This window comes from Actinotalea sp. Marseille-Q4924 (genome assembly GCF_916618755.1).
GTDB lineage: Bacteria > Actinomycetota > Actinomycetes > Actinomycetales > Cellulomonadaceae > Actinotalea.
In genome coordinates, this window is the sequence record NZ_CAKAKB010000003.1 from 384,844 (window position 1) to 409,623 (window position 24,780).

21 protein-coding genes are annotated in these 24,780 nt (G+C 75.1%); 13 read left to right on the plus strand and 8 right to left on the minus strand.

Annotated elements, in window-relative coordinates; translation table 11 throughout:
• Positions 1-2: 2 nt before the first annotated feature.
• From LG379_RS08490 to serA, 3 genes are all read right to left on the minus strand, one after another.
• Positions 3-1,763: an AMP-binding protein gene (locus tag LG379_RS08490; RefSeq protein WP_370634479.1), complete on the minus strand. Its 1,761-nt coding sequence runs from the start codon at positions 1,761-1,763 to the stop codon at positions 3-5.
• Positions 1,764-1,845: 82 nt separating this feature from the next.
• The gene (locus LG379_RS08495) at positions 1,846-2,895 is read right to left on the minus strand and encodes an aldo/keto reductase (RefSeq protein WP_225754138.1); all 1,050 of its coding nucleotides are present in this window, start codon (positions 2,893-2,895) and stop codon (positions 1,846-1,848) included.
• A 25-nt stretch (positions 2,896-2,920) separates the two neighbouring features.
• Complete coding sequence (gene serA / locus LG379_RS08500) at positions 2,921-4,120, minus strand: phosphoglycerate dehydrogenase (RefSeq protein ID WP_225754139.1); 1,200 nt, start codon at positions 4,118-4,120, stop codon at positions 2,921-2,923.
• A gap of 115 nt (positions 4,121-4,235) precedes the next feature.
• On the opposite strand from serA, the gene LG379_RS08505 reads away from it, so the two are divergent.
• Positions 4,236-5,129: a matrixin family metalloprotease gene (locus tag LG379_RS08505; RefSeq protein ID WP_225754140.1), complete on the plus strand. Its 894-nt coding sequence runs from the start codon at positions 4,236-4,238 to the stop codon at positions 5,127-5,129.
• Positions 5,130-5,141: 12 nt separating this feature from the next.
• On the opposite strand, the gene LG379_RS08510 is transcribed toward LG379_RS08505, so the two are convergent.
• A complete protein-coding gene (locus LG379_RS08510; RefSeq protein ID WP_225754141.1) occupies positions 5,142-7,436 on the minus strand; it encodes a UvrD-helicase domain-containing protein in 2,295 nt (764 codons plus the stop codon).
• Positions 7,437-7,668: 232 nt separating this feature from the next.
• Between LG379_RS08510 and LG379_RS08515 the strand changes: the two genes are divergently transcribed.
• The 6 genes from LG379_RS08515 (at position 7,669) to LG379_RS08540 (ending at position 13,774) form a co-directional block, all read left to right on the plus strand.
• The gene (locus LG379_RS08515; protein ID WP_225754142.1) at positions 7,669-8,856 is read left to right on the plus strand and encodes a PP2C family protein-serine/threonine phosphatase; all 1,188 of its coding nucleotides are present in this window, start codon (positions 7,669-7,671) and stop codon (positions 8,854-8,856) included.
• Positions 8,856-10,544, plus strand: coding sequence for an ATP-binding protein (locus tag LG379_RS08520; RefSeq protein ID WP_225754143.1), 1,689 nt, complete (start codon positions 8,856-8,858; stop codon positions 10,542-10,544). Before LG379_RS08515 ends, LG379_RS08520 begins: the two co-directional genes overlap by 1 nt.
• Position 10,545: 1 nt before the next feature.
• Positions 10,546-10,983, plus strand: coding sequence for a response regulator (locus LG379_RS08525; protein ID WP_225754144.1), 438 nt, complete (start codon positions 10,546-10,548; stop codon positions 10,981-10,983).
• Between the two features lie 86 nt (positions 10,984-11,069).
• Positions 11,070-12,008, plus strand: coding sequence for a proteasome assembly chaperone family protein (locus tag LG379_RS08530; protein WP_225754145.1), 939 nt, complete (start codon positions 11,070-11,072; stop codon positions 12,006-12,008).
• A gap of 18 nt (positions 12,009-12,026) precedes the next feature.
• A complete protein-coding gene (locus LG379_RS08535; RefSeq protein ID WP_225754146.1) occupies positions 12,027-13,358 on the plus strand; it encodes a nitrate/nitrite transporter in 1,332 nt (443 codons plus the stop codon).
• 212 nt (positions 13,359-13,570) lie between these two features.
• The gene (locus LG379_RS08540) at positions 13,571-13,774 is read left to right on the plus strand and encodes a cold-shock protein (RefSeq protein WP_034224079.1); all 204 of its coding nucleotides are present in this window, start codon (positions 13,571-13,573) and stop codon (positions 13,772-13,774) included.
• Positions 13,775-13,868: 94 nt separating this feature from the next.
• Here LG379_RS08540 and LG379_RS08545 read toward each other — a convergent pair whose 3' ends face one another.
• Positions 13,869-14,639 carry a spermidine synthase gene (locus LG379_RS08545; RefSeq protein WP_225754147.1) on the minus strand — a complete coding sequence of 257 codons (771 nt, stop codon included), beginning with the start codon at positions 14,637-14,639 and terminating at the stop codon, positions 13,869-13,871.
• Between the two features lie 224 nt (positions 14,640-14,863).
• Between LG379_RS08545 and LG379_RS08550 the strand changes: the two genes are divergently transcribed.
• The 3 genes from LG379_RS08550 to LG379_RS08560 all read left to right on the plus strand — a co-directional run bounded on the left by LG379_RS08550 (position 14,864) and on the right by LG379_RS08560 (position 17,190).
• Positions 14,864-15,397 carry an SAV_6107 family HEPN domain-containing protein gene (locus LG379_RS08550; protein ID WP_225754148.1) on the plus strand — a complete coding sequence of 178 codons (534 nt, stop codon included), beginning with the start codon at positions 14,864-14,866 and terminating at the stop codon, positions 15,395-15,397.
• 49 nt (positions 15,398-15,446) lie between these two features.
• Positions 15,447-16,712 (plus strand): DNA polymerase IV, encoded by a 1,266-nt coding sequence (gene dinB, locus LG379_RS08555; protein ID WP_225754149.1) that lies wholly within the window; start codon positions 15,447-15,449, stop codon positions 16,710-16,712.
• An 82-nt stretch (positions 16,713-16,794) separates the two neighbouring features.
• Positions 16,795-17,190 (plus strand): DUF3040 domain-containing protein, encoded by a 396-nt coding sequence (locus tag LG379_RS08560; RefSeq protein ID WP_225754150.1) that lies wholly within the window; start codon positions 16,795-16,797, stop codon positions 17,188-17,190.
• A gap of 215 nt (positions 17,191-17,405) precedes the next feature.
• Here the strand turns inward: LG379_RS08560 and LG379_RS08565 are convergent, their stop codons facing one another.
• Genes LG379_RS08565 through LG379_RS08575 form a run of 3 tightly spaced genes read right to left on the minus strand, consistent with a single transcriptional unit; the run spans position 17,406 to position 21,909 of the window.
• Positions 17,406-19,637: a DUF3488 and transglutaminase-like domain-containing protein gene (locus tag LG379_RS08565; protein WP_225754151.1), complete on the minus strand. Its 2,232-nt coding sequence runs from the start codon at positions 19,635-19,637 to the stop codon at positions 17,406-17,408.
• Complete coding sequence (locus tag LG379_RS08570; RefSeq protein ID WP_225754152.1) at positions 19,634-20,911, minus strand: DUF58 domain-containing protein; 1,278 nt, start codon at positions 20,909-20,911, stop codon at positions 19,634-19,636. The genes LG379_RS08565 and LG379_RS08570 overlap by 4 nt, the downstream gene beginning before the upstream one ends.
• The gene (locus tag LG379_RS08575; RefSeq protein ID WP_225754153.1) at positions 20,911-21,909 is read right to left on the minus strand and encodes a MoxR family ATPase; all 999 of its coding nucleotides are present in this window, start codon (positions 21,907-21,909) and stop codon (positions 20,911-20,913) included. The genes LG379_RS08570 and LG379_RS08575 overlap by 1 nt, the downstream gene beginning before the upstream one ends.
• A gap of 618 nt (positions 21,910-22,527) precedes the next feature.
• Between LG379_RS08575 and mraZ the strand changes: the two genes are divergently transcribed.
• The 3 genes from mraZ (at position 22,528) to LG379_RS08590 (ending at position 24,651) form a co-directional block, all read left to right on the plus strand.
• A complete protein-coding gene (gene mraZ / locus LG379_RS08580; protein ID WP_225754913.1) occupies positions 22,528-22,959 on the plus strand; it encodes a division/cell wall cluster transcriptional repressor MraZ in 432 nt (143 codons plus the stop codon).
• A 238-nt stretch (positions 22,960-23,197) separates the two neighbouring features.
• Entirely contained in the window at positions 23,198-24,199 is a 1,002-nt protein-coding gene (gene rsmH / locus LG379_RS08585; RefSeq protein ID WP_225754154.1) for a 16S rRNA (cytosine(1402)-N(4))-methyltransferase RsmH, read from the plus strand.
• The gene (locus LG379_RS08590; RefSeq protein ID WP_225754155.1) at positions 24,196-24,651 is read left to right on the plus strand and encodes a hypothetical protein; all 456 of its coding nucleotides are present in this window, start codon (positions 24,196-24,198) and stop codon (positions 24,649-24,651) included. Before rsmH ends, LG379_RS08590 begins: the two co-directional genes overlap by 4 nt.
• Positions 24,652-24,780: the final 129 nt, after the last annotated feature.

Here is a 24,780-nt window from a genome sequence, read left to right on the forward strand (position 1 = left end):
GCTCAGGGCCTCTGCGTGTCGTCGTCGCGGCGGAGCGGGAACCTGTCCATCACCTGCTCCCGGACGACCCTGCGGAGGACCTTGCCGATCTGCGAGCGCGGCAGGTCGCTGACCACGACGAGCTCGCGCGGGTGGGCGTACCGCGCCAGCCGGTTCTCGCTCCAGGCGCGGACCGCCGACAGCTCGACCCGCGAGACGCCCTCGGCCAGCACGACGGCGGCCACGACCCGCTCGCCGAGATCGCCGCCGGGGACCCCGACCACGGCGACGTCCTCGATCTCCGGCATCGCCCGGAGCGCCTCCTCCACCTGGGACGGGTACACGTTGAACCCGCCGGTGATGATGACCTCCTTGATGCGGTCGACGAGCCGCACGAAGCCGCCGTCCTCGACGACCACGACGTCGCCCGTCCGCAGCCACGTGCGCCCGTCGTGCTCCACCAGGACCTGGGCCGTCTCGTCGGGGCGCTGCCAGTAGCCGGCGAACACCTGCGGCCCGGCCACCTGGAGCTCGCCGCGCTCTCCCGGACCGACCTCGCGCGTGGGGTCCTCGGGATCGGTGACGCGCATCCACGTGGACGGGAAGGGCAGCCCGAGCGTGCCCGGCCGTCGCGCCGGCGACAGCGGGTTGCCGAGCGCGACCGGTGACGTCTCGGTCATCCCGTACCCCTCGACGAGGAGTCCGCCCGTGACCGACTCCCACGCCTGCGCCGTGCGGGCCGGGAGGGACATGGCCCCGGAGATGCTGTGGCGGATCGAGGTGAGGTCGACGCCACGGGCGCGCGCGGCCTCGGCGAGCCGCTCGAACATCGGCGGCACCCCGGGCAGGAACGTGGCGGGCCGGCGCCGCTGCGCCTCGAGGACCGTGTCGACGTCGAAACGGGGGAAGACGACGACCGTCGCCGCGACCCGGACGGCGTACGTCAGGCAGAGCGTCAGGCCGAACGCGTGGAAGAACGGCAGGGCGGCGTAGACGGTCTGGGTCGCCTCGGCGTGGCCGGTCCACGCCTGACCCTGCGCCGCGTTGGCCGCGACGTGGCGGTGCAGCAGCACGGCGCCCTTCGGTACACCGGTGGTCCCACCGGTGTACTGCAGCAGCGCGACGTCGTCGACGGACGGGTGCGGGGCGTCGTCGGGCAGCGGCCGCGCGCGGCCGACGAGCCGGTCCCACCGGGGCACGTCGGCGGGGACCGCGGACCGCATCGTCTCGCGGGTCCGGCGGGCGGCGGCCACCGGGAGCCGCAGCGCCAGGCGCTTGGCGAGGGGCAGGTCCGCGCTGAGGTCGACGGCGACGACGTGGCGCACGTCGGTCCGCGGGCGTGCGGTCAGCACGGCGTCGACCGCCTTCTCCCACGCGACGACGACGGTGGCGCCGCTGTCGCGCAGCTGGTGCTCCAGCTCCGCCGCGGTGTAGGTCGGGTTGTGCTCGACGACGACGGCGCCCAGGCGCAGCACGGCGTAGAAGGCCACCACGTGCGTGGCGCTGTTGGGCAGGACCAGCGCGACGCGGTCGCCCGGCCCGACGCCGAGGTCGCGCAGGGCACCGGCGGCCCGCTGCACGCGGCGGTGCAGCGTCGCGTACGTCGTCACCGCACCGAGGAAGTCGGTGGCGATCCGGGAGGGGTGGGCCTGCGCCGCCCGGTCCAGGTTGCGGGTGACCGGTTCGGTCACCGCCGCGATGTCGACCGGTACCCCCGGCCCGCACGAGGCGGTCCATGGCCGCAGCGGGTCGGGCTGGGTGCGGGTCGCGTCGTCGTGGGTCACGGGATCGACACTACCTACGCCAGCGTAGGTTCGCGGCCGTACGGGCGCCGTGACGGGTCCCGGGCGGCGTGACGCGCGTCTCTCAGAGGTCGCTCGACCGGGGCGCCCAGATGTTGATGCCGGCGTCGACGGCGTGCTGGTCGATCCGGCGCAGCTCGTCGTCGCCGAACGCCGGGCCGTGCAGGGCAGCCAGGTTCTCGTCGAGCTGCTCGGGCGAGCTGGCGCCCACCAGGACCGAGGTGACGCGCGGGTCCCGCAGCGCCCAGGCGAGCGCCATCTGCGCCAGCGTCTGGCCACGGTCCGCCGCGATCCCGGCGAGCGCGCGCAGGTGCCCGACGACGTCCTCCGTGAGGAAGTCCGGGCGGAACGAGCCGCCCCGCGACGCGCGCGACCCCTCCGGGACGCCGTCGAGGTACTTGGACGTGAGCATGCCCTGGGCGAGCGGCGAGAACACGACCGCACCGAGTCCAGCGTCCCCGAGCACGTCGAGGAGGCTCCGACCGTCCGCGTCGTCGTCCGGCTCCTCGATCCACCGGTTGAGCATCGAGTACGAGGGCTGGTGGACGACGAGGCGCAGGCCGATCCGGTCCGCCACCTCCAGGGCCTCGGACGTCCGGCGGGCGGAGTAGGAGGAGATCCCCGCGTACACGGCACGGCCGGAGTCGACGGCCGTCTTCAGGGCGCCCAGCGTCTCCTCCAGGGGCGTCAGGTCGTCGAAGCGGTGGCTGTAGAAGATGTCGACGTGGTCCAGCCCGAGGCGGCGCAGCGACTGGTCCAGGGAGGCGAGGAGGTACTTGCGCGAGCCGTACTCGCCGTACGGGCCGGGCCACTGCCGGTAGCCGGCCTTGGTCGTCACGACGAGCTCGTCGCGCAGACCGCGCAGGTCGGTGGCGAGCATGCGGCCGAAGCTCTCCTCGGCATGCCCCGGCGGTGGCCCGTAGTTGTTCGCCAGGTCGATCTGGGTGATGCCGCGGTCCACGGCGCGCAGGACGATCGCGCGCTGCGTCTCGTACGGGTCGGCCGACCCGAAGTTCTGCCAGAGCCCCAGCGACACGGCCGGCAGGTCGAGGCCGGAGCGGCCGGCCCGGCGGTAGGTCATGGCGTCGTAGCGGTCCTCCGCGGGCACGAACATGCCACCGACCGTACCCGGGCGGACGTCAGCTGAGGACGCGCAGCCGGATGGTCTGGGACATCGTGCCGAGCGTCGCGCACACGTCGGGGCCGAGGTCGCTGCCGACGTCCGTGACGACGTAGCCCAGGTCGCCGCGGGTGGACAGCAGCTGGGCCTCGATGTTGACCTCGTGCTCGGCGAGCACCTTGTTGATGCCGGCCAGGACGCCCGGGGTGTTGCGGTGCAGGTGCACGAGCCGGTGGGACCCGGTCCGCTCGTCGAGGGCCAAGTTCGGCAGGTTCACGCTGAGCGTGGTGGAGCCGTGCGTGACGTACTGGAGCAGCTTGCCGGAGACGAACTGCCCGATCGCCTCCTGCGCCTCCTCGGTGGAGCCCCCGACGTGCGGGGTGAGGATGACGTTCGGCAGACCGCGCAGGTCGGACTCGAAGGCGTCCCCGCGCCGCTTGGGCTCGTCGGGGAACACGTCCACGGCCGCGCCGGCGATGTGGCCCGACAGGACGTGGTCGCGCAGGGCGGCGTAGTCCACGACGAAGCCGCGCGACAGGTTGAGGAAGATCGCGCCCTCGCGCATCCGGGCGAACTGGGCCGCCCCGAACATCCCCGCGTTGCCGTCCCGGCCGTCGACGTGCAGCGTGACGACGTCGGCGGCCTCGAGCAGCTCGTCCAGGGTGTGCATGCGCCGCGCGTTGCCGAGCGAGAGCTTCTCGGCGGAGTCGTAGAACACCACCGACATGCCCAGCGCCTCGGCGAGCACCGACAGCTGCGTGCCGATGTTGCCGTAGCCGACGATCCCCAGCGTCCTGCCCCGCACCTCGTGGGCGCCCTCGGCGGACTTGTCCCAGATCCCCGCGTGCAGCGCCTTGTCGCGCTCGGTGAGGCGGCGCGTCAGCGCGATGATCTCCGCGAGGGTGATCTCCACGACCGACCGCGTGTTGGAGAACGGCGCGTTGAACGCGGCGACCCCGCGGTGGGCGGCGGCCGACACGTCGATCTGGTTCGTCCCGATGCAGTACGCACCGACCGCCAGCAGGTCCGGGGCCTGGTCGAGCACCCGCTCGGTCACCTGCGTCTTGGAGCGGATGCCCAGCAGGTGCACTCCCTGCAGCGCCTCGGCGAGCTCCGCCTCGTCGAGCGCGCCGTTGCGGGTGATCACCTCGACCCCGTCGGAACGCAGGATGGAGGTGGCGACGGGGTGGAGGCTCTCGAGGAGCAGGGCACGCAGCACGGCATCATCATCGCGCCATCGCCCACGACGCTCCACAGCGGTACCGACAGGCGGACCCGGCGGCCGGCGCCGTCGTCGACGGGCGGGGCCGTCCGCGATCGGTGACGATCGAGGGATGAGGACGTGGGAGGGCCCCGACGGGCGCCGAGCGCTGCGTCGCTCGAGGCGCGCGCAACGCCGGGCGGAGGGCCGCGGGGTGCGCCGGACCGGTCCGGCGGTGCTGGGCCTCACCGTCGCGGCGTCGCTCGCTGGTGGCGGCTGGTGGGCCGCGGAGGGCGCCGGCTGGGAGGCGCGCACCGTGACGGACCTGTGGTCCCCGCGCGCGTACGTCGAGGTCCAGGGCGAAGCCGTCGCCGTGCCGCGCCCGGAGCCGGCGGACGGTCGGCAGCTCCCCGCCGTGCCGGTGACGACGACCGGCTCCTACGCGTTCCTGCACACCGACGACGCCGGGGCACCGGTGGGTTACGACCCGTGCCGTCCCGTCCCCTACGTGACGAACACCGCCGGGCAGCCCGCGGAGCTCCCGGGGGTCGTCGACGAGGCGGCCCGCATCGTGTCCGAGGCGTCCGGCGTGCTGCTCGTCCACGCCGGCGAGACCGACGAGGCGCCGACGATGGACCGTCCCCTCATCCAGCCCGACCGCTACGGCGAGGACTGGGCCCCGGTCCTCGTGGCGTGGTCCGACGAGGCGGGGTTCCGCGAGCTCGAGGGCCAGGTCGCCGGGATCGGCGGATCCGCGGCCGTGCCCGGTCCCACGGGGGAGGGGCGCTGGCTCGCGGCGGGGCGCGTGGTCCTGGACGGCCCCGACCTGGCCGCGATGCTGGACCGCCCCGACGGCGCGGAGCAGGTGCGGGCCATCGTCGTGCACGAGCTCGCGCACGTCCTGGGCCTGGACCACGTCGACGACACCGGGGAGCTCATGCACCCGCTGACGCGGGAGCGGAGCGACCTCGGACCGGGCGACCGGCAGGGTCTGGCTCTGCTCGGCCAGGTGACTTGCCGGCCCTAGGTCCCCGGTCGGTCAGCCCACCGTCGGGAACCCGTCCGGCAGCCCCTCGGCGGCGAGCACGCGCAGCGTCCTCGTCGGCCGGGTCATCGCGACGTAGAGGTCGCCGGGGGACTCCTTGGCGATCCGCCGCGGCTCCACGAGGACCACGACGTCGAACTCCAGCCCCTTCGTCTGCCGCGGGGTCATGACGGCCACCCGGGCGTCCAGCGGCGACCCGCCGGCCGCGTAGAGGTACGTCGCGAGGCGGGAGGCCAGGAGCTGCTCGACGACGCCCGGCGCGTCCTGGGCCGCGGCCACGACGACGACGCGCCCGCCCTCCTCGGCGGTCCCGTCCAGCACCCCGAGCTCCGCGAGCGACGACTCCACCGCGCGCACCAGCGTGCCGTCGTCCACCTCGGTGCCGACGTGGACGCGCAGGGCGTCCGGGACGTCCCGCGCCGACGTCTGCGGCGAGACGGGCAGGCCCGCCCGCTGCGCGACCGCCTGGGCCGCGCGGGCGACGACCGCGGGGGTGCGGTAGTTGACGGTGAGCTCGGCCAGTCGCCACGAGCCCCGCAGCACCGGGTCCAGCGCGGCGGACCAGTCCCGGGCACCGGCCGCAGCAGAGGTCTGGGCGACGTCGCCGACGACGGTCATCGACCGGGTCGGGCACCGGCGCAGGAGCATGCGCCACGCCATCGCGGAGAGCTCCTGCGCCTCGTCGACGACGACGTGACCGTACGTCCAGGACCGGTCCGCCGCGGCCCGCTCGGCCGTGGTGAGCGCCGGGCCCGCGGGCCCGAACCGCTCGGCGAGCTGCTCGGCGCTCACCATGCCGCGCCCGGCGCCCGTGGACCGCAGGACCTGGCGCGCGTAGTCCAGCTCCTCCTCGCGGCGCCGGGCGTCGGCCGCCGCCTGCGCCCGCGCGGCCTGGTCGTCCTCGCCCAGCAGCTCCGCGGCCTCGTCCAGGAGGGGCACGTCGGCCGGCGTCCACGGCGCGTCCGGGCCGCGCAGCAGGAGGTGCCGCTCGCGCGCGGACAGCCGGGGCGCGGCCGCCTCGAGCCGCGCCGGCCGGGTCAGCAGGTCCGCGACGAGCTTCTGGGGCGTCAGCGGCATCCAGGCGAGGTTGAGCGCGATGCGGACCTCGCGGGTCGTCCGCAGGTCCTCGACCACCTCGGCGCGGTCCTCGGGGGCCACGGCGAAGCCGAGCTGGGCGACGTACTGGTCCGCGAGGCGCTGGAGCATCTCGCGGACGAACACCACGCGGGCGAGGTTGTGCGGCCTGCCGGTGCGTCGCGCCTTGCCGATCGCGTCCGCCACGTCCTGCGGTCGGACGACGACGAGGCGGCCGTCGACGCGGATCTCGACCGGCTCGCGCGGCGTGCGCTGGCGCTGACGGACGGCACGGGCGAGCACCTCCGCCATGACGGCGCGTCCCTTGATCTCGGCGGCGGCGTCCGGCTCGCTGCCCGTCGCGGTGACGCCCGGGAAGAGCTCCTCGACCGTGGCGGCGACGACGCCCGTCTCGCCCAGCGACGGCAGCACCTGGTCGATGTAGCGCAGGAACGTGCGGCTGGGCCCGACGACGAGCACGCCGGAGCGCTCGAGAGTGCTGCGGTGCGCGTAGAGCAGGTACGCGGCACGGTGCAGGGCGACCGCCGTCTTGCCCGTCCCGGGTCCTCCCTGGACGACCAGGGTGCCGCCGAGCTCGGAGCGGATGATCGCGTCCTGCTCCGCCTGGATCGTCGCGACGATGTCCCCCATGCGGCCGGTGCGGGCCGTGGCGAGCGCCGCCAGCAGGGCGCCCTCGCCCGCGACCGTCCCGACCGACGCGGCGGCTCCGGCGTAGGCGTCGAGGTCGAGGATCTCGTCCTCCAGCCCGGTGACCGTCCGCCCGCGGGTCACGAGGTGGCGGCGCCGGACGACGCCCTCCGGCCGCGCGGACGTCGCGCGGTAGAAGGGCCGCGCGGCGGGCGCCCGCCAGTCCGTCATGAGCGACGTCTGGTCCTCGTCGGTGAGGCCGATCCGGCCGATGTAGAGCGTCCCGCTGGTCCCGCCGGCAGCGTCCGGGGCCGGGGCCGCGTCCTCGGCGAGGTCGAGACGCCCGAAGCACAGCCGCTGCTCCACGGCCTCGAGCTGCGCGATCCGGTCCTCGTAGAGCGTGGCGAAGGCGTCGCGCTCGGACCGGTTCTGGGGCGAGCCCGACGGTCCCACGCGCCGCGTCTGCGACAGCCGGGCCCGCGTCGTCGCGCGGAGCCGGTCGAGGCGGGCGTACCGCTCGTCGACGGCGCGCTGCTCGTGCTCGAGCTGGTCGTGCAGGTCAGTCACGGGCCCCCCTGGGACGTCCACGCGCGCGGAACGGGCCGTCCATTATCCGTCCTGCGGGACGTGGCGACGACGGACCCCGGTCCCTGGCGCGCCGACGCCCGTCCTCGTCGGGCACGAACGGTCCGTCCGACTAGGATTCGAGCGCAGATCGGCGTCACCAGGGCGCCGGGCCGGCGCGGTCGCCGGGAGCCGGCGCCGGTGACGTGCCGGTACGCAACGACGGAGAGGGGTCGTGGTGCTGGCAGTCGAGTCCGACCCCCGCTCCCTGCGGGTGCTCCTCGTGGAGGACGACGACGGCGACGCGCTCCTCGTGGAGGAGCTCTTCAGCGACGCGAACGTGCCGGTGGAGCTCACCCGGGCGCGGAGCCTCGAGGACGCCGCGGAGATGCTCGACGTCGACTGCGTGCTGCTGGACCTCGGGCTCCCCGACGCCGCGGGCATCGGCGCCCTCGAACGGATCCTCGCCTCGCCCCGCACACCGGCGGTCGTGGTGCTCACCGGCATGGCCGAGTCGGGCGCGGGGCTGCGTGCCGTCGCGGCCGGCGCCCAGGACTACCTCGTCAAGGGCGACGTGAGCCCCGAGCTGCTGTCGCGCGCGGTCCGCTACGCGATCCAGCGCCGGCACGCGGAGATCCAGGAGCGCGACCTGTACCGCGCCCAGCTGCGCGCCTCCGAGACCAGCCGCCTCGAACGGGCGCTGCTGCCGACGCCCCTCGTCGCCGACGGCGCGCTCGAGGTGCTGGTCGGCTACCGCGCCGGCCGGGACGGTCTGCTCGGTGGCGACTTCTACGACGTGGTGGAGCGCTCCGACGGCTCCGTCGCCGCGATCGTCGGCGACGTGGCGGGGCACGGCCCGGACGAGGCCGCCCTGGGCGCCACCCTGCGGACGGCGTGGCGGACCTCGGTCCTGGCAGGTCTCCCGGCGGAGCAGGTCCTCGACGTCACCGAGCAGATCCTCGCCGCCGAGCGGGGGCGCCCCGAGATCTTCGCGACGGCGGTCATGGTGGTCATCCAGCCCGACCGGCGGTCCCTGGACCTCTTCCTGTGCGGCCACCCGACACCCTTCCTGCTGGGCATCCCGACGGCCCCGCTGCCCAACGACATGCGGGGGCGGGCGCTGGGCATCCCGGTGCACGGGGGCTGGAGGTCCCAGCGCGTCGAGCTGGGGGACCGCTGGCGCATCGTGCTCTTCACCGACGGCGTCCTGGAGACGACGATCGACGGCGGCAGCGGGCGCCTGGGCGAGGAGGGCCTCATGGAGGTCATGGCCGAGCAGGTCCGTGCCGAGGCGCAGGAGCAGCCCCGCGCCGCCCGCCGGCCCCTGGTCGACCGCATCCTCGAGGCGGTGCGTGCGCGTCACGGCGGTGACCTGGTCGACGACACGGCACTCGTGGTGCTCGGCTGGGGAGCGCAGTCGTGATGCGCGGCACGGACTCGCTGCGCCGGCGCCTGCAGCTGGCGCTGACCGTCGCCGGGACGGTGCTCGCCCTCATGGTCGCCGGCACGGCGACGGCGCTCGTGCAGCTGGACCGGAAGATCGAGGACCTGGTCGAGGTGTACTTCGTCGCCATCAACCAGGGGACCTCGGGCTACCTCTCGCTCGTCAACGCCGAGACGGCCGTCCGTGGCTACGCCCTCACCGGTGACGCTGCGACCCTGGAGCCGTTCGAGCTGCTCGCCTCCGGTGAGGCGGCGGAGCAGACCCAGGAGCCCGACGTGGACGCGATCGCTCTGCTGGAGGAGAGGTTCGGTCCCGAGCACCCGGCTCTGATCGAGCTGGAGCCGGCCCGCGTCGCCGCGGTCGAGTGGTACGAGGGCTTCGCGCTGCCCCTGATCGACCAGGTCGAGTCCGACGGCACGGCCTCGGTGACCCCGGAGCAGGTCGAGGAGGGCAGGCTCCTCTTCGACGAGGTCCGCGTGGGCGCTGAGGCCTACCTCGACGTGCTGCGGTCCGAGCGGGAGCAGGTGGTCACCGAGCTGGAGACGTGGCGCGGCGTCCTGACCGCCACCCTGGTCCTCCTCGTCATCTCGGCCGTCGTGGTCGGTGCCCTGCTGTGGGTCTTCCTGCGGCGGTGGATCACCGACCCCCTGACGGTGCTCGCGGCCGATGCCCGGCGCGTCGCCGACGGCGACCTCGAGCACCGTGTGGGCGCAGGGGGACCGGCCGAGGTGGGCCAGGTCGCCGGCGACGTGGAGCACATGCGCGCCCGGCTGGCCAGCCTCGTCGCCGAGGCGACGGTCGCGAAGGCGGAGGTCGAGAAGTCCCACCAGCTGCTGCAGGACCAGGCCGAGGACCTGCGCCGGTCCAACCGCGACCTGGAGCAGTTCGCCTACGTCGCGTCCCACGACCTGCAGGAGCCGCTGCGCAAGATCGCCAGCTTCACGCAGCTGCTCGCCAAGCGCTACGAGGGCCAGCTGGACGAGCGCGCGGACCAGTACATCCACTTCGCGGTCGACGGCGCGAAGCGCATGCAGCGCCTCATCAACGACCTGCTGAGCTTCTCCCGGGTCGGGCGGATCGGCGGCGAGGTCGCGGACGTCGACATGGCCGTCGCGCTGGACCAGGTGCGCGACGACCTCGAGCCGACCATCGAGGAGACGGGCGCGACGGTGGTCGCGGAGGGCCTGCCCGTGGTGCGCGGCGAGGGTCCGCTGCTCGTCCAGCTCCTGCAGAACCTCGTCGGCAACGCCCTGAAGTTCCGGCACCCCGACCGTCCGCCGCACGTGCGCATCACCGCCGAGCGCGACGGCGACTGCTGGGAGTTCGCCTGCGAGGACAACGGCATCGGCATCGACGCGCAGTACGCGGACCGCGTCTTCGTCATCTTCCAGCGGCTGCACCCGAAGGACGTGTACGAGGGCACCGGCATCGGCCTGGCCCTGTGCAAGAAGATCGTGGAGTACCACGGCGGGCACATCTGGATCGACACCGCGGCCACCGAGGGCACGCGCATCCGGTGGAGCCTGCCGGCCGACCCCGACGTCGCGTCGCACCGTCCCGAGACCGGTGCCGAGACCGGGACGTCGACGGACCCGCAGACCGTGCCCGAGGCGGACGCCGCGAGCACACCCCCCACGGTCGCCGCAGGCGCCAGGAAGGACGGCTGACATGCCGGACCAGGCCCCCATCGACGTGCTCCTCGTGGAGGACGACCCGGGCGACGTCCTCATGACCCGGGAGGCGTTCGAGGAGAACAAGGTCGCCAACCGCCTCGCCGTCGTCAGCGACGGCGCCGAGGCGATGCAGTACCTGCGTCGCGAGGGCGAGTACGCCGACGCCCCGACGCCGGACCTGGTCCTGCTGGACCTCAACCTCCCCCGCATGGACGGACGCGAGGTCCTGGCGGCGATGAAGTCGGACGACGCCCTGCGGAGCATCCCCGTCGTCGTGCTGACGACCTCGGAGGCGGAGGAGGACGTGCTGCGGAGCTACTCGTTGCACGCCAACGCGTACGTCACCAAGCCCGTCGACTTCTCGCGCTTCATCGAGGTCGTCCGGCAGATCGACGACTTCTTCGTCTCCGTCGTCCGGCTCCCGCGGCACTGAGGCGCCGTCCGGCCGGTCCACGGCGGGAATGACGGTGCCCGGGGCGGCGTTCCGACCCGCAGGACCACCCGAGCCTCGGAGGAGCCATGAACGAGTCCCAGGATCTGTACACGGTGGACGAGGACGTCGCTCGCGAGCTCATCGCCCGGACGGCCGCCGGCGCCCCCGGCCCCGTGCTCGTCCACATGGTGCGGGGCTTCGTCGACGCGGGGGCCGCGGGCCAGGGAGCCGCTGAGCACCTCACCGAGCGGTTCGGCGCGCAGCGCCTCGTGACGTTCGACGCGGACCAGCTCGTCGACTACCGCTCGCGCCGGCCCACCATGACGTTCAGCTCGACGCACTGGTCCGACTACGACGAGCCGACCCTGGCGGTGGACGTCGTCCGTGACGGTGAGGACGTCCCCTTCCTCCTGCTGCACGGCGTCGAGCCGGACGTGCAGTGGGAGCGCTTCGCGGGGGCGGTGCGCGACGTCGTCGAGCGGTTCGCCGTCCCCCTCACCGTCGGCGTGCACGGCATCCCGATGGGCGTGCCCCACACGCGACCGCTGGGCATCACCGCCCACGCGACGCGTCCGGAGCTCGTCGCGGAGCACACCTCGTGGTTCGGGACGGTCCAGGTCCCCGCGAGCGTCAGCGCGCTCCTGGAGTACCGGCTCGGGACGTGGGGCCACGACGCCATGGGGTTCGCCGTCCACGTCCCGCACTACCTCGCGCAGTCGGCGTGCCCGCGCGCGTCGCAGGTCGCCCTGGAGCACGTGGAACGCTCGACCGGCCTCGAGCTGGACACCCCGGGGCTGGAGGAGGCGGCGCGCGACGCGGTGGTGGAGGTCGACCGTCAGGTGGCGGCGTCGGAGGACGTCTCCGCGGTGGTCCGGGCGCTCGAGGAGCAGTACGACTCGTTCGCCCGCGCCATCGGTCGGACGAGCCTGCTCGCGGAGTCGGCGGACCTGCCGACGGCCGACGAGCTGGGCGAGCAGTTCGAGCGGTTCCTGGCCCAGCAGGGCGGAGACGGGCCTCGCCTGTGACGCTCCGATGACGCGCCCGTGAGGCAGCGCGCGACGGCCGTGTGGGGCGTCGCCGTCGCCGCCTACGTCGTCGCCGTCCTCCACCGGACCTCCTTCGGTGTCGTGGGCGTCGAGGCCGTCGACCGGTTCTCGGTGACGGCGACGGTCCTCGCGTCGTTCGTCGTCGCGCAGGTGGCGGTGTACGCCGCGCTGCAGGTCCCGATGGGCCTGCTGCTGGACCGGTTCGGCTCCCGCGCCCTCCTCGCGGGCGGCGGGACGGTCATGGCCGTCGGCCAGCTGCTCCTCGCGGGCGCCGACGACGTCCCGGGTGCGCTGGTGGCGCGCGTGCTCGTCGGGGCGGGGGACGCCGCGACGTTCATCTCCGTCCTGCGGCTCGTGGCCCTGTGGTTCCCGCCGCACCGCGCGCCGCTGTTCACCCAGCTCACGGGGCTCGTGGGGCAGCTCGGTCAGCTCGCCGCGGCCGTCCCGCTCGTCGCGGTGCTGCACCTGGCGGGCTGGGCGCCGACCTTCGTGGGTCTCGCCGCCGTGGGGGTCGTCGCAGCGGTGGGCGCCTGGGCCGGTGTCCGTGACGCGCCGCCGGGGTCCCACGTGGTCCGGGGCACCGCAGGTCTGGACATGCCGCTGCGGGCGGTGGCGCGCGAGCCCGGGACCTGGCTCGGCGTCTGGACCCATGCGGCCACCCAGTTCCCCCAGACCGTCTTCGTCCTGCTCTGGGGCTTCCCCTTCCTCACCGTGGCGCAGGGTCTGCGACCGACGCAGGCCGGTGCGCTGCTGGCGCTCAACGTGGCCGCCGTCGTGGTCACGGGGCCGGTCATCGGCGTCCTCACCGGGCGGCACCCGCTGCGCCGGTCCTGGATGGTCCTGACGACGGCGTCCGCGGTCCTCGGCGTGTGGGTCGCCGTACTGGTGCAGCCGGGTCCGAGCCCGCTGTGGCTCCTGGTGCTCCTCGTCCTCGTCACCGGCGTGGGCGGTCCTGCGTCGGCCATCGGGTTCGACTACGCGCGGACCGCGAACCCGGCGCACCGCCTCGGGACGGCGACGGCGGTCGTCAACGCCGGCGGCTTCACGATGGCCGTCCTGTCCCTGCTCGTGGTCGGCGTCGTGCTCGACCTCGCCGCCGGGGCCGGGGCGGCCCCTCTGTCGCTCGACGCGTTCCGGTGGGGCTTCGGCGTCCTCGGGCTGCCGTGGCTCCTGGCCGTCGTCGGGGTCCTGGTGAGCCGGGCGCGTACACGCGCCCTGCTGCGGTCGGACGGCGTCGTCGTGCCACCCCTGCGGGAGGTCCTCGAGCGACGCCGCGAGCGGCGCGCGACCACCGCCGGGCGGCGCCGTCCGGGGCCCCCGGAGGGATGAACCTGCACGTCGGAGCTCTGGCGCCTGACGAGTGGTGCGTGCCACACTGAGCGCCGTTGCAGTGACGTACGGACGCATGACCCAGGGCTCCACGGCCCATGTCAGGCCTCTCCCGGGTCCCCGGGGCAGGACGTCGGACCGATTGCGACAGGACGGTCGGGTACAGGGCCCGACCCACGACGTCCCCGGACGGACAGAAGGACAGGACGAGCATGGCGCAGGGTGCTGTGAAGTGGTTCAACGCCGAGAAGGGCTACGGGTTCATCGCCCAGGACGGCGGCGGTGCCGACGTCTTCGTGCACTACTCGGCGATCGAGACGCAGGGCTACAAGTCCCTCGAGGAGGCCCAGCGGGTCGAGTTCGAGATCACCCAGGGTCCCAAGGGCCCGCAGGCCGAGAAGGTCCGCCCGCTCTGACCGGACGCACCTGAGACCTCGACGGAGGCCGCACCCCGAGGGGTGCGGCCTTCGTCGTCCGGCAGGGAGACCGCTGCGGGGCTCCCGGGGCGGCTCACCGCGCCGTCGGGGGCGTCCAGGTGGCCTCGTCCCGCAGCGGGGCGGCGCCCGCGACGAAGGAGCGCAGCGCGCCACCGCTCAGGAGGGTCGCCGGGACGGGCAGCGCCCGCAGCGCGCGCGCGAGGGCGGGCTCGTCGAGGGCGGGGCCGTCCTCGCGGGTGCCCACGACGACGAGGTTCCCGTAGCGCCGGCCCTTGAGCTGACCCGGCTCGGCCACCAGTGCGGTGCGGAACGCCGTGCCGGCCGTCGCGACCTCGGCACGGGCTCGCGCCAGCGGTGGGCGGTCCGCGCAGTTCGCCAGGTACACGCCCGCCGGGCGCAGGACGCGGTGCACCTCGGCCACGAACTCGACGGTCGTGAGGTGGTCGGGCACCCGGTCCCCGGCGAAGGCGTCCCGCACCACGACGTCGGCGGAGGCGTCCGGGAGCCCGGCCAGCACCGCGCGCCCGTCGCCGGTCCGCAGGCGCAGGCGCGGCGCCCGGGGCAGGCCGAACCACTCGCGGGCGAGCCGAAGCAGCTCTGCGTCGACGTCCACGGCGAGCTGGCGGCACCCGGGACGGACGGCCTCGACCCGACGCGGGAGCGCGCAGGCGGCGGCGCCCAGGTGGACGGCGTCGAGGGGACCGGCCGGCAGGAGGTCGATGACGGCGGCCATGTGCTGCATGTACTCGAACTCGAGCCACGTGGGGTCCACGAGGTCCAGGTGCGAGCTGGGGACCCCGTTCACCATGACGGTGACGGCGTCGGGCTCTCCCGGGTGGCGCACGATCTCGACGGTCCCCGACGACGTCGTGACCGGCCCGACCGGGAGGACCGGTCGCCGCGCCGGCCCGGGTCGCGACGGCGCCGGACCCCGGGAGGTGCGGCGACGGGAGGGCACTCCGACACGGTAGCCGACGGGTTGACAGACACATCGAACACCTGTTCGATGACGGGAGGAGGTGGATCATGGGCAGCAGGGGACTCGGTTCTCACGTGGCGGGACCAGTCGTGCGCACCACGGCGACGGCCGCGACGGCGACGCGGACCCCGACGGCGCCGAGCACCACGACGGCGATGCGCACCGCGACCCCGACCCGCACCAGGGCGACGGGGGCGACCCCGGCGGTGCGCCCTGCTCGGCCCGCCGCCGTGCCGCCCTCCGTGCTCGAGCTGCTGCGGCGCAGTGACGAGGAGCTGGTCGCGGCGCAGCTGGCTCAGGACGCCCACGACCGGTTCCGGCACGGCCACCTCGCCGCGCTGCGGGCGGCGGCGGCCGTGCTGCCGGCGGCCCCGGCCCGTCGCCGCTCGCGACCCCGTCCGGTGTGGGAGCAGCTCGCCGACGTCGCCCCGGAGCTGGCCCCGTGGGCGGCCCTCTTCGCCGACGGCGCTGCGCTGCGCGCCGCCGTCGAGGCGGGCCGCACCGACGTCGTGACCGCGGAGCGGGCCGAGCGGACCCTGGCCGCTGCGGAGGACTTCCAGGACCTCGTGCGCGAGCGGTGGGGGCTGCCGCTCACGCTCGTCGGCGTCGCCCGGGCGGGGTGACCGTGGGGCCGAGGTGGCGTCGGCGATCCCGAGACGCGAGGCTGCCACCATGAGTCGGCGCTCCGGGGTGGTCGTCCGCCGTGACTGGGGCGACGACGAGGCGGACGTCGGCATCCTCCACGTCGACATGGACGCCTTCTTCGCGTCCGTCGAGCTGGTGCGCCGCCCTGAGCTGCGGGGGCGCCCCGTCATCGTCGGCGGCGAGGGGCGGTCCGTCGTGCTGGCGGCCACGTACGAGGCCCGCGCCTTCGGGGTCCACTCGGCGATGCCGATGGCTCAGGCGCGCCGCCTGTGCCCGCAGGCCGTCGTCGTCCCACCGGACCGGCGCGCCTACGAGCAGGCCTCCCGCCGTGCCATGGCCGTCCTGGGTGAGGTGACGGCGCTCGTCGAGCAGGTGAGCGTCGACGAGGCGTTCCTCGACGTCACGGGCGCGCGGCGTCGTCTCGGTCCGCCCACCGTCATCGGCGAGCTCATCCGCCGGCGCGTGCGCGCCGAGGTCGGGGTCACCTGCTCGGTCGGGGTGGCGGCGACCAAGGTCGTGGCGAAGCTCGCCTCCGGCTTCGCCAAGCCCGACGGGCTGCTGCTGGTGCCACGGGCGGCCACCGTGCCCTTCCTGCAGGCGCTGCCGGTCGCGGCGCTGTGGGGCGTGGGGGACCGGACCCGCGAGGCACTGGAGCGCTGGGGCATCACGACGGTCGAGCAGCTGGCGGCGACGGACGTGCGCGTGGTCCAGCGGGCGGTCGGCACGGTCGCGGGCGCCCACCTGCACGACCTGGCCTGGGGCCGGGACCCGCGGACGGTGGACCCGCAGCGGCCGGAGAAGAGCGTCGGGGCGGAGACGACGCTCGAGCGCGACAGCGCCGACGTCAGCGAGCTCGAGGGGCACCTGCTGCGGCTCGCGGACCGCTGCGCGACCCAGCTCCGGGCCAAGGGGCACGTGTGCCGCACCGTCAGCCTCAAGGTCCGGACGGACGACTTCCGCACCCTCACGCGGTCGCGGACGCTGCCCGTGGCGACGGACGTGGGCTGGGAGCTCTACCTCGTCGCCCGGGAGCTCCTCGCCGCCGCCGACCTGCGGGGCACGCCCGTGCGCCTGGTCGGGGTACGGGCCGAGGGCCTGGGCCCGGCCACCGAACGTCCCCTCACCCTGGAGGAGGCCGTGGACGAGTCGCCCGTCGCGCACCGCCGGGCCGAGGCGGCGATGGATGCGGTCCGGGCTCGGTTCGGGTCCTCGGCCGTCCGGCCTGCCGCGCTCGTCGACCAGCCGGCGCGTCCCGGAGCGCCCGAGGAGAACCTGAGAGACCGGTCCGGGTGACGTCCGGCGCTCAACTATCCGGAATGTCGAGGGGGACCTATCCTGAGGTGGTCCCCGTCCCACCGGCACCGCGGAGGTAGCGATGCCTCTGTCCGAGTACGAGCAGCGCGTACTGGAGCAGATGGAGCGTCAGCTCTCGTCCGACGATCCCAAGCTGGTCAACACCTTCCACGGCCGCGCCTCGAACGGGCTGCGTCGGTGGGTGCTGGTCTCGCTCGGGGCCCTCGTCGGACTCACGGTCCTCGTCCTCGGCGCGGCCACGAGCAACCCGCTCGTCGGCGTCCTCGGGTTCGTGGTCATGTTCGTGTCCGTCGTGTTCGCCTTCTCCCCACCGCGGCGCAGCGGACCGACCGGGGTCGTGGGCGCGGACGGCGGCGTCCGGCGGCCCGCCGCGAAGGCGCGCCCGCCGCGGTCGGGCGGGCTCCTGCAGCGCATGGAGGACCGCTGGGACAAGCGCCGGGACGAGCGGGGTCGCTGACTCCTCGTACGGGTGATGCGGGAGACGACCAGGTAGTCCGGTCAGGACACCACCGCAGTGATGGACGCCTCCGGCCACGGGCCGGGGGCGCTTCGTCGTCGGGACCCTTCGCCGAGACCCCCGGTCTTCGGCAGGTCGGTCTCGCCGTGCCGTCCCTGACGACCAGGCGGCCAGGCGTTCGGATGCCGTGATCGCGTGATACCCGTGTCGGCGGGTCAGCCTCTCGGCCGGCGACCACCGGAGAGCGCTGGCTCTGCGGCCCGCCGGGCAGCCGCCTTCTCGTCGAACGCCGCGAGCACGTCGGCTGACCACCGCGCGAGGTCCTCCTGGGTCCAGGCCGGCGCGCGTGGTGCGTAGCGGTTCGCCTCCGCCGTGGTCGCGAGCTGGTGCAGCCCGACCCGCAGCGACTCCGGCGGCTCGTCGCCGTACGCCTCGAGCGTCACGTGGGCGGCACCGCGGAGCGTGGTCGCGTCGTCCCAGGCGACCCCCCGCTCGGCGAGGGCCGCCCGCAGCCGCTGCCACGTCGCCTCGGGTCCGGTGGGCGCAGGACGGGCCGTGCGCCGCCGGACGACGACGACAGCCGCCGCGGTGGCCAGGGCGAGGACGAGCAGCCCGCCGACGGCCGCCACGAGGGGCACCCGCGTCGTCCCGAGGGAGACCTCACCGTCGGCGATCCCGCCGCCGGGCGCGGCGGGAGCCGGCGCGCTGGACGGTGCCGGTGTGGCGGCCGTGCCCGGCGCGGGCTCCTCCGAGGGCTGCACCGGTGTCGCGACCGCGGGATCGGCGTAGACGGGTGGAGCGCCCGTCTGCACCGCCGGCGTGGGTTCGAACCGGACCCAGCCGGCCCCGGCGAACCAGATCTCGGGCCACGTGTGGGCGAGCTGGCCCGTCACGGCGTACTGCCCACCGACCGCAGGACGGCCCGGGAGGAAGCCCACCGCCATCCGGCTCGGCAGGCCCAGGTGACGGGCCATCACGGTCATCGCGGTCGCGTACTGCACGCAGTAGCCGGTGCGGTCCGTGAGGAAGTCCCACACCGCGTCGTCGGTCCGCGCGTCCGGCACGTCCGTGTCGTACCGGAACAGCGAGCCGTCCCGCAGGTAGGACTGGAGGGCAAGCGCCTGGTCGTACGGCGTCACGGTGTCCGCCGTGACCTCGCGCGCCAGTGCCGCCACGTCCTCCGCGAAGGCGGTCGCGGGGAGGGCGAGGTAGGGCGAGTCCGCGGCGACGGGGGCCACGTCGTCGGCCTGGAGCGTCGGTGCGGACAGGTCCCGCGGCGCCACGAGGACGTCGTAGCTGAGGCCCCGGGTCGTCGTGCGCGTCGCCGACGCGACCTCGTCGCGCTCGGGGTCGTACCGCCAGTCCCCGGGCACGGTCACCCGACGGGGCTCCAGCGGCAGGGGCAGGCGGTCCTGGTCGAGGTCACCGACCTCGACGGTCAGGACGCCGACGCCGTCCTGACCCTGCTCGGCACCCTCCGCCGCTGCCCGCCCGTCCTCGGCCGGCCACAGCCCACCGACGGCGGGCTGCTCCGGGGGCGGCTGGTCCTCCCGCTGCCACTCCGTGCCGTCGAAGTCGGTCAGCGTGTACAGCCGCAGCGGACCGGGGTCGGCCCCGGTGAGGGTGTAGGTGATGAGCGCGCGGTCGGACCGGTTGCCCAGGCTGGACCGCATGTCGAGGTCGAGGGAGAGCTCCACCGGGCCGCTCCCCGCGGATCCCTGGCCCCAGGTGGACGGCAGGGTCACCGTCCCCCAGCCCGGCACCGCGGCGAGCAGCGGCCCGACGGCGACGGCCACGGCGGTCACCCCGGCCGCCGTGGCTGCCACGAGCCAGCCGTCGCGCCACGAGCGCGTCCGGGACCGCTGGGGTCGCGTGAGCGCGAGGAGCAGCAGGAACGACGTGCCGCCCGCGAGCATCGGCACGAGCGCCGGCCTCGCCTCGAACACGATCGCCACGGTCCACAGGGCGGCGAGCGGCACACCCGCCAGGCCGGCGCGCCCGAGGGAGACCGCGAGCGCGTCGGCGACCACGAGCACGAGCAGGGTCCCGGCGACCACGAGCATCTCGGCGCCCCGGGACGGGGGCAGGGGGATCGAGCCGTCGACGACGGCGCGCGCCCCCGCCTCGGTCACGCGCCGCAGCGCCCGCAGCGTCTCGAGCGTGGGCAGCGGGACGGTGACCCGGCCGGAGCCCGAGTAGAGGGCGGCCACCGCGACCGCCGACGCGCCGACGCCCCAGAGCGTGGGCGCGACGGGCGACCTGCTGAGCGACCGCCCGGCCGCCAGGACGACGCCGACGAGCACGGCGGTGACCGTCGTGGTGGCGAGCCAGGGACCGGGAGCGAGCACGGCCCGGAGCGTCCAGACCCCCGCCAGCACACCGACGACGACCAGCCCGGTGGCGAGCGCCGCGCGACCGCCCGTGGGCGGCACCGGACGTCGGTTCATCGCGACATCACCGCCCGGTCGTCGGACCCGAGCAGACGCTCCCAGCACGCCGCCATGTCCTCGCCGACGCGCACCAGGCACACCGCCCAGCCGGCGCGCCGCAGGCTCGTCGCGGTCGCCTCGGCGGCCGCGGTGGCGACGGCCCCGCCCGTCTCGGACGTCCGCACCATCGCCCACCCGTGCGTGGACTCGCCCGTCCGGGCCAGGGCGGCGAGCGAGCCGCGGTCGAGCGCACCGACGAGGGCGAGGACGAGCTCGCTGCCGCCGGCGTCCGCCTGGAGCGTGTCCACGGCGGTCCGCAGCCAGGCGCGGCGCTCGCCGGGGTCGGCGGGCATCGTGAGGTCGACCGTCTGGTCCAGGAGCGCGGCCACCGCCGCACCGCTCGCGTCGGGACGGTGGTGGTCCCTGGCCGCGTCGAGGACGTCGCCGCCGAGGAGGCGGACGTGGTGGCCCGAGACGACGAGCGCGACGGCCACCGACGCGGCGAGCCGGATCGACCACTCCCCGGCGTCGGCGTCCTGCGGAAGGTCCAGCAGCACGCTCGCCGGTCGCCGCCCGGACCGCTCGTCCTGACGGACCACGAGCTCGCCGCGCCGTGCGCTCGTGGGCCAGTGCACCCGGCGCAGGTCGTCCCCGGCCCGGTAGTCCCGCAGCGCCGTGTCGTCGGGGGAGGGGCTGCGCGCACCCAGCAGGGCGCGGTCCGCGTCGCTGGACATCGCCGTCGAGCTGACGCTCAGCGGCGTCGTGCGCGGACGCACCGCGACCAGGGCGGGCTCGCCGAGCGGGCCGGACCACCGCGCGACCCCGAACGGGTCGGCACGGTGCAGCTGCACCGGCCCCACGCCCCACCGGCCGCGGACCGTCGGGCTGATCGGGTACGTCAGCCGCAGCACGTGCCGTCCCCGGCTCACCCTCGCCCGCAGGGGTGCCCCGCCGGAGAGCTCGCGCGCGGCCCGCTCGGCGATCTCCAGCCTGTCGACGCGGGGTGCGGTCGGGCCGCTCCGTCCCGACGTCAGCTCGACCTCGACCGTCGCCGGGTCGCCCTCCGTGACGGGGTGGGGCGTCACCCGACGCGTGAGCTGCAGACCGCCACGTTCCTGGTGGCGTGCCTGGAGGAACAGCAGCGCGATGCTCGACCCGACGGTGACGAGCAGGAGGAGCGCCACCTGCACCAGGGCCGGCACGCCGAGCAGCACGCCCGCGACCAGCCCCACCGAGCCGAGCCCGAGCAGCGCGGTGCCTCGGGCGGTCAGACGCAGGCGGCGGGTGTCCATCAGCCCGTCGCGGCTCGCGGGGCCACGTCCGACGTCGCTCCGGGGACGGCGGTCCGGGCGAGCACCGCGCGGAGGGTCTGGGCCGCCGCCTGCCCGGCCAGACGCGCCTCGGTGCTCGGCAGCAGGCGGTGCACGAGCACCGGCTCGGCGAGCTCCTGGACGTCGTCGGGGAGCACGTGGTCACGCCCGGACATCGCCGCCAGGGCCTTGGCGGCCCGCAGCAGCTGGATGCCGGCGCGCGGCGACGCGCCGAGGCGGAGCATCGGGTCCCGACGGGTCGCGTCGGCGAGGTCGACGACGTACTGCTTCACGGACGGGGCGGCGTAGAGGCGCCGGCAGACGTCGACGAGCCGGGTGACGTGCTCGACGGACGCCACGGGCACGAGGTGCGCGAGCGGGTCGACGGCCTCCTGCCTGTCCAGCATCTCCACCTCGGCGTCCCGCGACGGGTACCCGACGCTCAGCCGCGCCATGAAGCGGTCGCGCTGCGCCTCGGGCAGCGCGTAGGTGCCCTCCATCTCGATCGGGTTCTGCGTGGCGACGACGAGGAAGGGGCGGGGGAGCGGGTACGTCGTGCCGTCGACCGTGGTCTGCGCCTCCTGCATGCACTCGAGCAGGGCCGACTGCGTCTTCGGTGACGCCCGGTTGATCTCGTCACCGATGACGATGTTGGCGAACACGGGACCGGGCCGGAACTCGAACTGCTGGGTGTGCGACCGGTAGATCGTCACGCCGGTGAGGTCCGTGGGCAGCAGGTCGGGCGTGAACTGGATCCGGCCGACGCTGCAGTCGACGGACCGTCCGAGCGCCTTGGCGAGCGTCGTCTTCCCCACGCCCGGCACGTCCTCGACGAGCAGGTGGCCCTCGGCCAGGAGGACCGCGACGGTGAGGCGCACCAGGTCGCTCCGGCCGGAGATGACTGTCTCCATCGACTCCCGGATGGCGGCGGAGGTCCGCGCGACGTCCTCGATCTCCTCGCTGGTCGGCAGCGCGTGCATGGTCACCTCTTCGTCGGCCTGGACGAAGCCTAGGTGACCGCGCCGGGGACCGCGACGACCAGCCGGGCTCTCCTCAGCGTCCTCCGCGGACGCTCCACGCCGCTCCCACCGGCTCCGGTGCCGCGGCCGTGGACGCGCCCTCCACCGCGCTCCCCGGGTCGCCGGGCACCGCACTCCGCGTGACGCCCTCCGCATCGCTCCCGGCAGGCCCTCCACATCGCTCCCCGGCGCTCTCCCCGAGGCTCCCGAGAGGGTCCGACGGCGGGGACGGCGGTGTCAGGACGACGGACCTCCAGCGGCACATGCGGCCATCGCTGCAGGTCAGAGGGCCGCGACCCCGGAGGGCCCGAGCGTGCACGGACCGCGTCACCGGGCGGGTGCCCGGCCCGGCGCGACGCGCGGGGCCCGGTCAGCTCCGTGGCCCTCCACCACGCTCCCCACCCACTGACCTGCGACGACGCCCGACACGCACCGCGTTCACCCGCGTGGTCGATGGGCGAGTGGAGGGTAGTGGAGTAATGTGGCGCGCACTGGACCGGCCGGGAGGGCATCGGGGCAGGACCGGGACGGGTCGGACGGGGGTACGGGATGTCGGACACGCTGGGCCACGACGGCCCGCTGTTCCTCGGCACCTACACGCCCCGGCTGGACGAGAAGGGCCGCCTGATCCTTCCCGCGAAGTTCCGCGGCCAGCTCGCGACCGGCCTCGTCATGACCAAGGGCCAGGAGCGGTGCCTCTTCGTCTTCCCGGTCGGCGAGTTCCGCCGGATGCACGACCAGCTCCGCCAGGCACCGGTCACGAGCCGTCAGGCCCGCGACTACCTGCGCGTGTTCCTGGCCAGCGCGCACGACGAGGTCCCCGACAAGCAGGGCCGGCTCTCCATCCCCGCCGGGCTCCGCGGCTACGCGGGGCTCGACCGCGAGGTCGCCGTCATCGGCGTCGGCACCCGCGTCGAGATCTGGGACGCGGCGGCGTGGGAGACGTACCTCGAGGAGCAGACGCCCAGCTACGCGCAGACCGCCGAGGAGGTGATCCCCGGTGCCTTCTGAGTGACACCTCCGCGGACGCGCCCCGGCGTCGTCCGGTCGCGGACCGCACCGCACGGTGAGGTCTCCTCCCGCCCTTCTCTGACGCACTTCCCCGGCGTCAGAGGGGCCGCGGAGGGGGACCTGGTCGGGCGGTGGAGGGCCGCCCGACCGCACACGGCACCGCTGCCGTCCGCACCGCAGCACACGTACGTCCCCCGTCCCCCGCACCACCGGCACGACCGCACGAGGAGGAGGTGCCATGGCAGCCGCGGCCGACCGTCCCGCCGCCGAGCGGCACGTCCCGGTGCTGCTCGACCGCTGCGTCGAGCTCCTCGCACCCGCGCTGGCCGCGTCCCCCGACGGCCCCGCCGTCCTCGTCGACGCGACGCTCGGCATGGGCGGGCACACGGAGGCCTTCCTGGACCGCGTGCCGGGGCTCGTCGTCGTCGGCCTGGACCGCGATGCGCAGGCGCTCGCGCTCGCGGGCGAGCGCCTCGCCCGCTTCGGGGACCGGTTCGTGCCGGTCCACACGGTGTACGACCGGATCGACGACGTCGTCGACGAGCGGGTCGGGCACCCCGTCCAGGCCGTCCTCATGGACCTCGGCGTCTCCTCGCTCCAGCTCGACGAGGTCGAGCGAGGCTTCTCCTACGCCCACGACGCCCCGCTGGACATGCGCATGGACGCCTCGACGGGGCCGACCGCCGCCGACGTCCTCAACACCTACGCCGAGGCCGACATCACGCGGGTGCTGCGGGAGTACGGCGAGGAGCGGTGGGCGGCCCGGATCGCGCAGCGGGTCGTGCGGCGCCGGGAGCAGGCGCCGCTGCGGCGGACCGCTGAGCTCGTGGACCTCGTCCGCGGCGCGATCCCCGCCGCGGCGCGCACCACGGGGGGCAACCCCGCCAAGCGGACCTTCCAGGCGCTCCGGATCGAGGTCAACGGCGAGCTGGCGGCGCTCGAGCGGGCGCTCCCGGCGGCCGTCGACAGCCTCGCGGTCGGCGGCCGGATCGCCGTCATGGCCTACCAGTCGCTGGAGGACCGCATGGTCAAGCGGACCTTCGCCGCCGGCGCGACCGTGAGCACCCCGCCCGGCGTCCCGGTCGTGCGGGACGAGGACCAGCCGTACCTGCGACTCCTCACCCGGGGCGCGGAGCGCGCCTCGCAGGAGGAGACCGAGCACAACCCCCGATCGACCCCCGTCCGTCTGCGCGCCGCCGAGCGGCTGCGCGCGACCCCCCGCCGCAGGAGGACAGCATGAGCGCCACCGCACCCGCCGTCGCCCCGGCGGTCCCGTCGCGCCGCGTCGCACCGACCACGACCACGACGACGCCCGGACGGGAGCGCCGGCCGGCGGCGACGCCGCCGCGCCCGCGCCTGCACGTGGTGCGGGCACCGGAGCACGCACGCACCCGCACGCCGTTCGTCGTGCTGTGCATGGGTGTGCTCGCGGCGTCGCTGCTGGGCACGCTGCTGCTCAACACCGCGATGGCGCAGGGCGAGTACGACCGCTTCGCGCTGCAGACGGAGCTGACCCGCGCGGCGCAGGAGGAGCAGCGGCTCGCGGGCGAGCAGGCGCAGCTGGAGTCCCCGGCGCAGATCGCCGCCGAGGCGGCGGCCATGGGCATGGTCCCGTCCACCGGCGGCGGGTACCTGCGGCTGTCCGACGGCGCCGTCCTGGGCAACCCGACGCCGGCCGGGGCCGACCGGTGAAGCCCGGCCGGCCCGAGGACCAGCCGGTCCGCCGCCGCCGGCCGACGTCCGTCCGGGGGAACGCCGCGGGTCCTGGGCGCGTCGCGCCGACGGCGCGACCGGTGGCGAGCACCATCACTGCCATGCCCA